We start from the raw sequence: 12,351 nt of genomic DNA, 5'->3' as shown, positions 1-12,351 counted from the left end.
TGATCGAGTTGAGGCGGGCACGTCCGCGCGAGGACTTGGGGCTGGGTCAGCAAGTTTCGACCTGAACAGCTTTACCGCCGCAACCCAGATCTTGGACAGTTTCCGTTGCGCGGGAACGGCAACTGTCCAAGATCTACGTTGCCGGCTCCCCGATCAGCGTCACCGGCGCGGCCTGGGAGCATCTGACGCGCCGACGCCTCGGCTCGCCGGGCCCGTGGACTAGCTCGTCTGGGCGCACCACCGTCTAGTGCTCAACCCAGCGGTGTCGAGCGGCGGCGGGCAGGGTGGACCCCCGCCCGCCATCGCCAGACGATCAGGTGACCGTGATGGTCAGGTTGAGCGAGCGGGTCTCCCCGCTGGTGTAGGTGACCGTCACCCGGGCGGTGAAGGTCCCCTTGCGGGGGTAGCCGTGGGTCGTCGACCGTAGTGTCGCCCCGTGCGTGATGGCGCTGTTGTCGCCGAAGTCCCACGCGTAGTCGGTGATGCTCTGCCCGGACGGCGCGGTTGCCGTGGCGGTGAGCGTGGTGGTCAGCGGTGCGGCGCCGCCGGTCGGGTTGGCGGCCAGGGACAGCGTCCCGCCCGGCTCCTGTTTGACCCCGGCGCCGTTGAACCGCAGCCAGTCCAGGGCGAGCAGGTCCGGGGTGCCGTTGACCTGGGCGGCGTTGACGAACTTCGCGTACAGGGTGGTCGTGCCGGTGGGCTTGTTGGTCAGCGTGACGGTGGGGGAGACCAGGTTGTCCCACCCGCCGGTGGAGCCGATGGTGGCCGTGCCGATCAACGTGCCGGTGGGCGAGCCGGTGCGCAGTTCGATGGTGCCGCCGAGCCCGCCGTTGGTCACCCCGAGCGTCACCGAGCCGACGTTGCGCAGGTCCGCCGGCCCGAACGCCACCCAGTCGTTGTGGTCGACCTCGCCGAGCCGCTTGCCGGCGCGGGCGGTGGCCCGGTCGTTGACAGTGACGCCGGACTGGGCGCTGAAGTGCTCGGCCTCCTTGCTCTTGGGCTGCAACTGCACGCGGGTCGAGCCGGTCAGCGCCGGTACGCCGCCGGCCGCGCCGCCGTCGGTGTACTGCGCGGTGATCAGGGTGTAGAGGTTCTGCCCCGGCCCGTGGCCGTCACCGGCGTCCGCCTCGGTGGCGAGCAGGCCCGAGCAGCCGGTGTAGACGTCCAGCGGGTGGGCGTGTGAGTCGTGCCCGAGCTGGGTCTGCACTGTCACCTTGGCGCAGTCGATGGTGCTCTCCTCCGGGTCGGTGACCGTCACCGTGTACGGGATCTTGTCGCCGAAGTCGAAGAATCCGCCGTCGGGCACGGTGATGGTCACCGTCGGTCGGGTGTTGCCGACCACCACGTCGGTGACCGCGGTGGCGGTCAACCCGTTGCCGCTGTTGCGGACGGTCAGCCGGGCGGTGTGCTTCCCGGCCGTCGGGTAGGTGAAGCTCGGGTTGGCGGCGGTGGAGTCGGTGCTGCCGTCGTTGGTGAAGTCCCAGGCGTAGCTGAGCGCCGACCCGTCACCGGCGGACGACCCGGCCGAGGAGAACGTCACCGCGAGTGGCGTACGTCCGCTGTCCGGGGTGGCGGCGACCTTCGCGGTCGGTGGCCGCCCGTTGGCGACGTAGTCGATCCGGTAGATGCCCGCGCCGGCGTTGCTGCCGCCGCGACCGCTGCCGGTGCCCTCGCCGAAGTCGATGACGTAGAGCGAACCGTCCGGGCCGAACTCCGCCTCGAAGGGCTGGATCCAGCTCATGTTGCCGAAGATCCCGTTGATCGACTGGAGGTCACCCACTGCCGTCGGGCCGAACCGCGCGTTGCTGAAGGTCTGCGCCGTCTTGTGGATCGACAGCGTCTTGAACCACCTGCGGGTCAGCTCATAGGTGATCCACTTGCCCTCGAAGTACTCGGGGAACTTCGTGGTGCGGGTGTTGGCCGGGTCGTAGTCGTAGACCGGGCCGCTCATCGGCCCGCCACCGCCGGTGCCCAGCTCCGGGAACTGGGTGGAGGCGGAGTACGCGTACCAGACCAGCGCGGACTTCGCCGCCGGCAGGGTGGTCAGGCCGGTGTTGTTGGGGGAGTTGTTCACCGGTGCGGCGCAGTTGAACTTCGCCCCCGAGGTGTTGTTGGCGAAGTTGTAGTCGTTGAACGGGATGTTGTTGCCCACGCAGTACGGCCATCCGAAGTTGCCGGCGCTGGTGATCCGGTTGAACTCGACAGTCCCCTCCGGACCACGGTTGGGATCGGCTGCGCGGGCGTCGGGCCCGTAGTCGGCCACCAGCACCGCGTTGGTCTGCGGTTCGATGGTGATCCGGAACGGGTTGCGCATGCCCATCGCGTAGATCTCCGGCCGGGTCCTCGCGGTGCCGGCCGGGAAGAGGTTGCCGCTGGGCACCGTGTACGTACCGTCGGATTGTGGGGTGATCCGCAGGATCTTGCCGCGTAGGTCGTTGGTGTTGCCGGCGGTGCCCTGGGCGTCCCAGGCGGCGCGGCCGGCGCGTTCGTCGACCGGGGTGTAGCCGCTGGAGGCGAACGGGTCGGTGTTGTCACCGATCGCCGCGTAGAGCCGTCCGGTGGCGTCCATGGCGAGCGACCCGCCCATGTGCGAGTTGGCCCGGCCCTCACCGCGATAGGTGGGGATGGTCAGCAGACGTTTCTCCGAGGAGAGCGCGACGCTGTTGTTGGCGACAGTGAACCGGGACAGGTTGAGCTGTTTGAGGGTCTTGTCCGACCAGAGCAGGTAGATCCAGCCGTTGCTGGCGAAGTTGCGGTCCAGGGTCATTCCGAGCAGCCCGTCGGACTGGTCGGTCATGGCCGAGGTGTACGCGAAGTCCAGCAGCGTCGTGACCTGGAGGGTGTCGGAGTTGACCACCTTCAGCGCACCGGTGCGCTGGATGTAGTAGACCTTCCGGTCCGGGCCGACGGCCAACTCGAAGGGGTCGGCCAGGTTCTCGGTGACCAGCCCCACCCGTTCGAAGTTGCTGGTCTTGGTGGCCGAGCAGTCACCGGCGACCGCACCGGCCGCCCACTCGATGCCGTAGCGCAGGTGCTCCAGGAAGGTCGGGGTGCTGAACTGGGAGCTGGCGTGTCCGCCGGCGGTGAACCAGGACCGGCCGCCGTCGTAGCGCTGACACCAGGAGTACGCGTGGTCGACGCCCTCGTCCAGGCCGTTGATCCCGTCACGCACCTTGATCTGGGCGAGGGTGTGTACGTTGCCGGTCGGGTTGGTCCGCCAGTTGTACCACTCCTCGCTCTGCTCCCACAGCTCCGGCAGGTTGCGCGTGGAGGGGTGCGCCCGGTCGAGCACCTTGACCCGGCCGGGGAAGGTGCCGCCGGTGGACGAGAAGTCGGGGTGGTAGTCGAAGATCGTGCCGACCAGGCCCTCGTACCACGGCCAGTCGCGTTCGCTGGCCGAGGCGGCGTGCAGGCCGGCCCAACCGCCGCCGTTGCGGATGAACGTCTGCAACGCCGCCCGCTGGCTGGCGTTGAGCAGGTCACCCGAGGTCGGGAGGCTGTTGGTGTTGTTGAACACGAGAGCGTCGAAGGTGGCGAGGTTGGCGTCGGTGAAGGCCGCCGCGTCGGTGGTGGCGACGACCTCGAAGTTGTGGGCGGCGCCGAGCTGCTGGATCGCGGCGATGCCGGCCGGAATCGAGTCGTGGTAGAAGTTGGTGATCTTGGAGAAGACCAACACCCGGAAGCGCGGGGCGGCCTCGGCGGGCAGGGCGGTGGTGGTGCTCACCACTGTGGCGATGGAGAGCAGGATCAGGCAGAACGCACGGAGGTGTCGGGGCATGGGGGCGCTCCCTGTCGGACGGTGAGGGGTCGGAAAGCGCTTTCTCGCTGCCCGCATCACGGTACTGACAGCCAGTGACGACCGTCAATAGCCCTCTGGTAAGCGGTTTCCCGCCCCGGCGGCGTCCGCGCGTCGGCGGGCCCCACAGGCCCATGGGTACGGCTTAAGATGGCCTCTGGATACGTGCGGTGACTCTACGGATGCAGTGTGTCCCGTCGACCTGGGGAGGTCTCGTGACGGTGCCGTCCACGTCGGAATTGCCCGAGGATCGGGGTGCCGACCGGATCGACACCACGACTGTGCATCCGGCTCGCCGCTACAACTACTGGCTCGGCGGCAAGGACAACTTCGCCGTCGACCGGGAGTCCGGCGACCAGATCGCGGCCGTCTATCCGGGGGTGCGCACGCTCGCCCGGGAAAACCGGGCCTTCCTCGGCCGGGCGGTCCGGTTCCTCGCCGAGGAGGTCGGCGTCCGGCAGTTCCTCGACATCGGCACCGGCATCCCGAGCGCCGACAACACCCACGAGGTGGCCCAGTCCGTCGCCCCCGACTCCCGGGTGGTCTACGTCGACAATGACCCGATGGTGCTGGTCCACGCCCGGGCGCTGCTGACCAGCCACCCGGCCGGCGCCACCGCCTACCTGGACGCCGACCTACGCGACCCGGAGAAGATCCTCGCCGACCCGCAGCTGCACGCCACAGTGGACCTGTCCCGACCGGTGGCCCTGGTGCTCATCGCCGTGACGCACTTCCTCACCGACGACGACCGCCCACACGAGCAGGTCGCCCGCCTGCTCGACGCTCTGCCGTCGGGCAGCTGGCTGGCGCTGACCCACTTCACCACCGACCACATCCCCGCCGAGATCGTCAGGCGGATGGAAGCCGAGTTCGCCGCCGGCCGGATGAAGCAGGACGCCGTACCCCGCGACCGTGCTGAGTTCGCCCGCTTCTTCACCGGTCTGGAGCTGGCCGAACCGGGCATCGCCCCGGTCACCGAGTGGCGGCCGCAGGTGCCACCGGAGCAGCGCCCGTCCCTGGCCGACGCCTCCATCTACGGCGCGGTGGGCCGTAAGCCCTGACCGGTTGCACGCGCCGGGCTTGTCCAGGCAGGGAGAAGGCCTATCCCAGTCGGTGTCGGCGATACTCCGGCTCCAACTGGCCGAACGCGATCCCGTTCTCGTCCAAGGGGTTGTACAGAGCCAGCCAGCCGTCCGAAAAGCGCAGGCCAACAGCGACGGAACCGTCCGCCAGGTCTCCGCCGGCCCATTCGAGAAGCTCGACCGCCTCCAACCGCTGCCCGCGCAGGGCAGCCAACACGGCGGGAGCATCATCGCGCCAGACCAGCCGGAAGTCGTCCGATGTTGACCACACCGGCGGCCGGGTCACGTCCACCGAGTTCCAAGTGATCGACAGGTCATCGAACTTCTGGTGATTGACTTCCAGACGCTCCCCGGCGAAATCGAGCACCACCGGGCAGTCGGCAAACCACTCGTCGTGTTCGGCTTCCCACACGACCCACGGACTTCTCAGCGTTCGACCGACAAGCCTGGCCAGGCGTCCTCCGTGATGCCTCGCGACGCTGTCTTCCCCGTTCAACCAACGCGGTTGATATCCGTCGATGCCGAAGTCGAACACCGGCCGAGTATGCCGGCCCGAACGCCTCCGGGGCGAGCGGATCCTCCTGGAATGCTTTCAGCGACAGCTGTCCTGTCCACAGGTGGTGTCGACAGCCGTGCCACGCTTTAGCTGACGTCCAGACACCGCAGAATCGTATCGCCGGGACGACGGACGTGAGGTAGGGCGTTGACGCTGACGGAGCGCTGGATGGATGCGTGGGCCACGCAGTTGCAAGCCGCAGTCGACCGGGCTCTTCGTGATGTCGTGTCGGACTTTCCGTTCGAGGCGGACCATCATCAGGTGGGCCCGCCGGCGCCCAGGGCCGAGGTTGATCTGCTGCGGCAGCGCCTGCCGTGGATGCCGGTTGACCTTGTCGCGCTACACCAACAGGTCGGTCCGGTAACACTGCCGGACATCTGCAACGGATACTTCATCCATTCATCCAAGGAACTACTGGCGCTACTTGACGTGCAGGATCGGGCGGATCGGATCGGCGAGCCGGGCGCCGATGGCATCGACGTAGTCGTTTTCGGCAGCAACGGCGGTGGTGACCTGTACGCCGAAGCGACGGCCGATGGTCGGGTCTTCCGGCTGCGCGGCGCCAGTTATGTCGGCGGTGTCTACGCCGGAACCGAAAACGGCGTCTCTGTCGCAGGCGCGGACCTTCGCGAGTTCCTGGAACGACTTCTCATTACGGTGAACGCCTTCGCTACGAACGGCGCCATCCTCGATCTTTGAGCAGCCACAATCTCGCGGCCTTCCGGCGCGCCGCCTGGAACCTCAGGTTCAGGTCGCGCCCTTCCAGGTGCCAGCAGGGCTCCCCCGGGCGTGGACCGGCCTCCTGGCGCAGGCCTTTCAACTCGAACGGCAGACAGATGGAGTGCAAGCTGCCGACGATGTCCCAAACATGGAAGATCTACGTGGCCGGCACGACCCAGAAGTGAACTCCCCGCATCGGCCGCGGATCGATCCGGCACACGACGTAGTCGAGGTCGAGATGCAGCTCCAAGGCCGACGGTGCGGGCCGGACTCAGGGCGCACATCCCTCGTCATGAAACGACTATCGCCAGCCGTGTCGACAGCGCCAGATCTCAGTCTGTGCGTGCGGGCTCCGCGGGTCGGGTGAAGAAGCGGACGATGTCTTCCGCCGCGGTAGGGGAGAGCATCATCGCCTGGACTCGTGCGGACATGTTGGCGATCGGGTGAATCCTGCTGAACATCGACTCTTCGTACGTCCGAATCGCCGAATTCGGGCCGCCCGGGTTGGCAGCAAGCTGGCTGGCGAGTTCTGCGGCGTCGAGCATGGCCTGGTTCGCGCCCTCGCCGACCGGTGGCATGAGGTGCGCGGCGTCGCCGATGAGGGTGACACCCGGCCGGCTGGTCCAGCGCGTACCGATGGGCATCGCCTCGATCAGGCGTGGCGTCGGCGCGCTCTCGGCTGCCTCGATGAGCGCGGTGAGGCGGGGGTTCCAGCCAGCGAACAGGTCCAGCAGGGCGCGTTTACTGCGGTAGGAATCCAGGGGCCGGTCCTCCGCGCGCAGCGAGATCCCGACCCGGAGGCTGCCGTCGCCGAGACGTTGCGCTGCCAGGATCTGGTTCACCCCGACACACCACAGGTTTCCGGGGCCGACCAGCTCGGCGAGATCGGGATGACGCTGGTCGACGTCTTCGACGCTCAGCTCCACGAGCGTTGCCACGTAGGACAGTTCGACGTCAGTCAGCAGTGACCGGACGACTGAGCGCGCGCCGTCCGCGCCGACGAGGATGTCGCAGCTGGCTGTTTGGCCGTCGTGGAACGTCAGTTCCCAGCCCTCCTCGGGTCGGTGGGTCGCCGCGACGACCCGGCGCCGCCAGGCAACCGTGTCGCCGGGGAGGGAGTCGAGCAGGAGGTCACGCAGTGCGCTCCGGTCGATCTCGGGTCGTCCGGAGAATGAGCCGGGTTGCGGCTCGTGGTGCACCAGAGTGCGTCCGGTCGGGTCGAGGATGCGATGTTCCTCGCCCTCGGGCCGCGCCTCCGACTGGAATCGGCCGGCGAGACCCGCCTCGGCCAGGGCCAGTTGCCCGGATTCCGGGTGTAGATCGAGGGCCCCGCCCTGGGGCCGGGCGGACCGGCTTGCCTCCCGGTCGTACACCACCGCGTCGATGCCGTGTTGGTGCAGGATCCGTGCCAGCGTCAACCCGCCGAGACCGCCACCGGCGATCGCAATTCGCGTTCTCACGGCGCTACCGTACACTGTATTGGTGGATACACCGTACGGTAGCGAGCCGCTGCCCGTTTGGGAGCGGCCCGAACCTCAGCCGCGGGCGGTGCCGGTGCCGTTGAGCCGCGAGAAGATCGCCGCCACGGCGATCCGGCTTGCCGACGCGCACGGCCTCGACGGGCTGTCACTGCGCAAGATCGCCAAAGAGCTCGGTGTCGGTCCGATGCGGCTCTACGACTACGTGATCAACAAGTCGGAGCTACTCGATCTCATGGTCGACGTCGTCTATGCCCGGATCGCCGAGGTGGGCCAGCGCTCCGGGTGGCGCGACACGGTGCTGGCCATCGCCCACGCGACCCGCGATGCAGCCCTTGACCATGAGTGGTTCTCCGACGTGCTCGGCGGACGGCCACACCTGGGACCACACGCGCTCGCCGTGGGCGAGGCGACCGCAGCGGCGCTCAGTGCGGCCCCCGGCGTGCGTGACATCGACGATCTCCAGCGAGTCGTGGGCGCCCTCAACGCCTTCGTCATCGGATCGGTCCGCAGAGAGGTCACCGAACGACGCACCGCACGTTCCACCGGCACCGATGAAGCTGCCTTCCAGGCCAGCCTCGGCCCCTACCTCACGCGCATGTTGAAAACCGGCAGGTACCCCACAGTGGCCCGGCTCGTCATCGACGGCGCCCACCTCAACGCCGAGGACACCTTCAACCACAACCTGACCACCATCCTGGACGGCATCACCCGCCGACGCCGAACGTGATCCGCTGGCCAGCGGCTCACCGACCGGATGTGTCTCGTCGAGCGGTATACCTCTGAGTCATAGATATACCCCTGAGGTATGCCGCTCTCCACCAACCTGACCCGCTCGACCAGCCGTACCCACACAGCGGCGACACGAGTCCAGACAGGAGCCCACGAGTGGACGTCAGCCTGGCGACGAGTTCCGGCAGGGCCGATCGGTCGAACGAGGACTTCGTCGGTGCGGTCCCCGGCGCTGTCGTCCTGCTCGACGGTGCCGGCATTCCGGGAGCCGAGTCACTCTGCTCCCACGGCGTCGCCTGGTACACGCACCGCCTCGGCGGCGCGCTGCTCGGCCACCTGTCGCGCGGCGACGGACGAGAGCTCGCCGCGATCCTCGCCACCGCCATCGGGGAGATCGCCGCCGAGCACGGCGACACCTGCGACATCGCGGACCCCAGCAGCCCGCAGGCCACCGTCGCGATGGTCCGCGCCCACCAGGACCGCCTGGACTGGCTCCTGCTCGCGGACTCCTTCCTGGTCATCGACCAGGTCGACGGCGGCCCACTGGTGATCACCGATGAGCGCGAGACCACTGCCCGGCGGGACTGCTCGGCGCCGCTGGCCGGCATTGCCCGCAAATCGCCAGAGTACGACCGGTTGCGAGCCTCCTGCGCCACCGCGCTGCGTGCCCGCCGGAACCAGCCGGGCGGTTACTGGATCGCCAAGGACGACCCGCGCGCGGCGCGGGAAGCGGTGATCGGCAGCCGGTCCCTCGCCGACCTGAACGGTGTGGCGTTGCTCAGCAACGGTGCCAGCCGCATCGTCAACCCGTACGGTCGGACCGACTGGCCGGGCGTGCTGGACCTGCTTCGGGCCGGCGGGCCGGCCGGCGTCATCGCCTGCGTCCGGCAGGCCGAGGCGCAGACCACCGGTGGCGCGGATGCGCACAGCCCGGACGACGCCACAGTGGCCCACTGCACGCACCTGCCACGTTGAGCACCTGCTCGTGCCGCGAGAGCGTGCTCCGCTTCACGCGTGAGACGGGGGAGCTGCGACAGGGGCTCGGTCGTCCGACCCCTCCGGCACGGTGATCGGGGCCGCGATGATCCGGCTGGGCACCACCGGAGCGTCCCGGCCGGTGCCCCGCCGACTGTCGCAGCCGGAGGATTCCTCGTGGTAGTCCTGCTCCACGTTGACCGACCAGACGTCGTGCGTACTCCCTGTGGCGATGTTCTCGGCGGTGAGCATCGCTGTCAGCATCGAGTGGTCCTGGTTGTTGTAGCGGTGCATGCCGTTGCGGCCCACCGGGTGCACGTTGGGCACCGCCTCGGCCAGCCAGGCTCGGATCACGTCCACGTTGTGCTGGTAGCGCTCGTCGTACACCGGGTAGGCCTTGGGCATGCGCACGACGTAGCCGGCCTCCACCACGCCGGGTCGCACCAACCCCAACCGCTCCAGCTCTGCGGTGGCGAGGGCCACGAGGTCGGCATCCGGGGTACGCCACATTTCGTCGTCCTCGAACACGAAGTACTCCAGGCCCAGGCAGGTGCGGCCGTCCTTGACGAGGTACGGCGACCAGGAGCCGAAGTTTTGGATCCGGCCCACCCGTACCCCCGGGTCGTGCACGTAGATCCAGTTGTCCGGGAACGAGAACTCCGCCGGCACGACCAGGGCGACAGTCAAGAAGTCGCGGTAGCGCAGGTCGGCCGCGCAGGCCAGCACCTCCGGCGGCGCCGGCGGGTGGAGCGCGGTCACCAGCTCCGAGATCGGCATGGACGAGATCACGTGGTCGGCAGCTTCGGTACGCTGCCCGCCCGCGCCGTTGACCGTCACGCTGATCGCCCGCCCACGGGCCGGGTCGCGGTGCACGGCGGTGACCCAACTGCCGGTGGACAGTTGCCCGCCCCGCTCGCGAACCTGCTCGGCGCAGCGCTCCCACATCATCCCGGGCCCGTACTTCGGGTACTGGAACTCCTCGATCAGGCTGGTCACGTCGGTGCGTCGACGTCGGGGCAGCAGCGCGTTGCGGATCGCCGTGGCCAGCGACAGGTTCTTGATCCGCTGCGCCGCCCAGTCGGCCTGCAGCCGGTCCGCCGGCATGCCCCAGACCTTCTCGGTGTACGTCTTGAAGAAGATCGAGTACAGCCGCCAGCCGAACCGGGCCGACACCCAGCCCTCGAAGTGTGACTGGTCCTTTGGCGGCCGCAGCCGGGCGCGGGCGTACGAGCCGAGGCAGCGGACGGCCTCGGGCAGACCCAGGTTGCGCAGCGCGTTCATGGCGCTGAGTGGGTAGTTGAACAGGGCGCCCCGGTAGAAGATGCGGCTCATCCGGGGCCGGGTCAGGAAGTCCTCGTCCGGCAGGATCTCGTGCCAGAACGCCTCCACCCGGGGCACCTTGGTGAAGAACCGGTGCCCGCCGATGTCGAACCGCCACCCGTCGCGCTCCACTGTCCGACTGATTCCGCCGACCACCTCGTCGGCCTCGAACACCTGAACCGACCGGCCGTGCCGGAGCAACTCGTACGCCGCGGTGAGCCCGGCCGGCCCCGCACCGATGACCACCGTGCCGTTCTGCTCGCTCATGCTGACGCGCTCCCTGCTCACCGCCATGATTGAGGCGCGGCGTCTACCCGCTATGGGCAGAATGTCACACTTGGTGATAGCTGGTCCTCGCTTCGGCGGGGCGCGCTGCGGCGTACCACGAGAAGAGCGACTTCCCCGCGCGGCCGGCGGACCGGGGGATTGGGGAGGCGGGGCGGATGGACCGGTGGCGCAGCCGCGCGGCGACGCTGGCCGCCCGGGCGGTCGCGGCCGGCCGCGGCGGAGCACGCCTGGCCCGCCGGGTGCCGGCGCCCTGGCCGTACGTCATCGGCCTGTTCCTCGGCGCGAAGCTGCTGCTCACAGTGCTCGGGCTCCTGGCCCTGCACGCCTGGGACGACATCCCCGGTGCGCCGCCGGCCGACGAGACGTTGATGTGGGCGCAACAGCGGGAGATCTCCGGGCACCGGTGGATCTCCTTCTGGTTCGCCTGGGACTCGCTGCTCTACCTGCGGCTGAGCGAGCTGCCGCTGACCGGGCCGTGGCGAGACTTCGGATTCCCGCTGTTGTACCCGTTCCTGGCCCGGCCCCTCGGCGCGGTGCTCGGCGGCGACAACGCCCTGGCCCTGCTGGTGATCAGCAACGTCGCGTTCCTGCTGGCGCTCTGGTACGGCTACCGGCTGGCGGAGCTGCTGCTCGGCGACGCGGACACGGCCCGCCGGTTCACCCGGTACCTGGTGCTGCTGCCGACCGCGTTCCTGTTCCAGGCCGCACTGACCGAGTCGCTCTTCGTCTGCCTCGCGTTGGCTGCCTTCTACTACGCCGAGCGACGCCGGTGGCTGCTGGTCGGCGTGATCGGCTACTTCCTGGCGATGAGCCGCTCCGTCGGCCTGCTCGTGGCGCTGCCGCTGGCCCTGGTGCTGCTCCGGCAGCACGACTGGCGGCTCGGGCCGCGCGCCCTGCTCGGCTACCTCCGGATCGGCTGGCCGTTGGTGCTGCTACCCGCCGGATGGTTCACCTTCATGGCGTACTGCCGGTGGCGGGGTGGGGACTGGTTCGCCTACCAGCACGCCCAGGAGACCGGATGGGGCATCAAGGTGCAGAACCCCGTTCCGGTGCTGCTGAACGGGTTGACCGGGGAGCCGCGCGACGCCGCTCGGGCGTGGTTCGCCGTGGCCGTCCTGGCCGTGCTGGTCGCCGGGTTCCGCCGCCGGGAGCTGGCCTACCTGGTGTACGGCATCCTCATGGTGCTGGTGCCGCTGTCGATGGGTCCGCCGGTGTACAAGAGCCTGCTGCGCTATCTGCTCGCCGCCTTTCCGGTGGCGCTGGTGCTGGCTCGCTGGGCCCGCCACGCCAGCGTCGACGTGTGGCTGACCGCGACGCTCGCCGTGGTGCAGGGCGTGCTGTTCGTGCTCTGGCTTAGCTACTGGACCCACATGATCATCTGATTGGCGCTGCCGTCGGCCGGGC

General features: G+C 68.9%; 9 protein-coding genes. 5 read left to right on the top strand and 4 right to left on the bottom strand.

What is annotated here, in order from left to right; genetic code table 11:
* Positions 1 to 313: 313 nt before the first annotated feature.
* Complete coding sequence (locus GUI43_RS18625; protein ID WP_112699371.1) at positions 314 to 3,778, bottom strand: ThuA domain-containing protein; 3,465 nt, start codon at positions 3,776 to 3,778, stop codon at positions 314 to 316.
* 233 nt (positions 3,779 to 4,011) lie between these two features.
* Here GUI43_RS18625 and GUI43_RS18620 point away from each other — a divergent pair, with 233 nt between their 5' ends.
* The gene (locus GUI43_RS18620; RefSeq protein WP_249037784.1) at positions 4,012 to 4,857 is read left to right on the top strand and encodes an SAM-dependent methyltransferase; all 846 of its coding nucleotides are present in this window, start codon (positions 4,012 to 4,014) and stop codon (positions 4,855 to 4,857) included.
* 40 nt (positions 4,858 to 4,897) lie between these two features.
* Here GUI43_RS18620 and GUI43_RS18615 read toward each other — a convergent pair whose 3' ends face one another.
* On the bottom strand, positions 4,898 to 5,413 hold the full coding sequence (locus tag GUI43_RS18615) for a hypothetical protein (RefSeq protein WP_112699369.1): 516 nt from the start codon (positions 5,411 to 5,413) through the stop codon (positions 4,898 to 4,900).
* Positions 5,414 to 5,581: 168 nt separating this feature from the next.
* Between GUI43_RS18615 and GUI43_RS18610 the strand changes: the two genes are divergently transcribed.
* Positions 5,582 to 6,133 (top strand): hypothetical protein, encoded by a 552-nt coding sequence (locus GUI43_RS18610; protein WP_146765926.1) that lies wholly within the window; start codon positions 5,582 to 5,584, stop codon positions 6,131 to 6,133.
* Between the two features lie 353 nt (positions 6,134 to 6,486).
* On the opposite strand, the gene GUI43_RS18605 is transcribed toward GUI43_RS18610, so the two are convergent.
* Positions 6,487 to 7,614: an FAD-dependent oxidoreductase gene (locus GUI43_RS18605; protein WP_112699367.1), complete on the bottom strand. Its 1,128-nt coding sequence runs from the start codon at positions 7,612 to 7,614 to the stop codon at positions 6,487 to 6,489.
* Positions 7,615 to 7,636: 22 nt separating this feature from the next.
* On the opposite strand from GUI43_RS18605, the gene GUI43_RS18600 reads away from it, so the two are divergent.
* Both GUI43_RS18600 and GUI43_RS18595 read left to right on the top strand, forming a co-directional pair.
* The gene (locus GUI43_RS18600) at positions 7,637 to 8,362 is read left to right on the top strand and encodes a TetR/AcrR family transcriptional regulator (protein ID WP_249037783.1); all 726 of its coding nucleotides are present in this window, start codon (positions 7,637 to 7,639) and stop codon (positions 8,360 to 8,362) included.
* 158 nt (positions 8,363 to 8,520) lie between these two features.
* Complete coding sequence (locus tag GUI43_RS18595) at positions 8,521 to 9,339, top strand: hypothetical protein (protein WP_170158752.1); 819 nt, start codon at positions 8,521 to 8,523, stop codon at positions 9,337 to 9,339.
* A gap of 33 nt (positions 9,340 to 9,372) precedes the next feature.
* On the opposite strand, the gene GUI43_RS18590 is transcribed toward GUI43_RS18595, so the two are convergent.
* Positions 9,373 to 10,926 (bottom strand): NAD(P)/FAD-dependent oxidoreductase, encoded by a 1,554-nt coding sequence (locus GUI43_RS18590; RefSeq protein WP_112699366.1) that lies wholly within the window; start codon positions 10,924 to 10,926, stop codon positions 9,373 to 9,375.
* Between the two features lie 176 nt (positions 10,927 to 11,102).
* On the opposite strand from GUI43_RS18590, the gene GUI43_RS18585 reads away from it, so the two are divergent.
* Positions 11,103 to 12,329: a hypothetical protein gene (locus tag GUI43_RS18585; protein WP_112590053.1), complete on the top strand. Its 1,227-nt coding sequence runs from the start codon at positions 11,103 to 11,105 to the stop codon at positions 12,327 to 12,329.
* Positions 12,330 to 12,351 lie beyond the last annotated feature (22 nt).

It is taken from the genome of Micromonospora noduli (assembly GCF_003264365.1).
Lineage (GTDB): Bacteria > Actinomycetota > Actinomycetes > Mycobacteriales > Micromonosporaceae > Micromonospora > Micromonospora noduli.
Note: the sequence above shows the minus strand (reverse complement) of the source record. Positions and strands in the feature narration are given on the sequence as shown.

Excerpts from the sequence above, each read along its gene's own strand:
- GUI43_RS18625 (WP_112699371.1), bottom strand. The coding sequence starts at position 3,778 with ATGCCCCGACACCTCCGTGCGTTCTGCCTGATCCTGCTCTCCATCGCC.
- GUI43_RS18590 (WP_112699366.1), bottom strand. The coding sequence starts at position 10,926 with ATGAGCGAGCAGAACGGCACGGTGGTCATCGGTGCGGGGCCGGCCGGG.
- GUI43_RS18585 (WP_112590053.1), top strand. The coding sequence starts at position 11,103 with ATGGACCGGTGGCGCAGCCGCGCGGCGACGCTGGCCGCCCGGGCGGTC.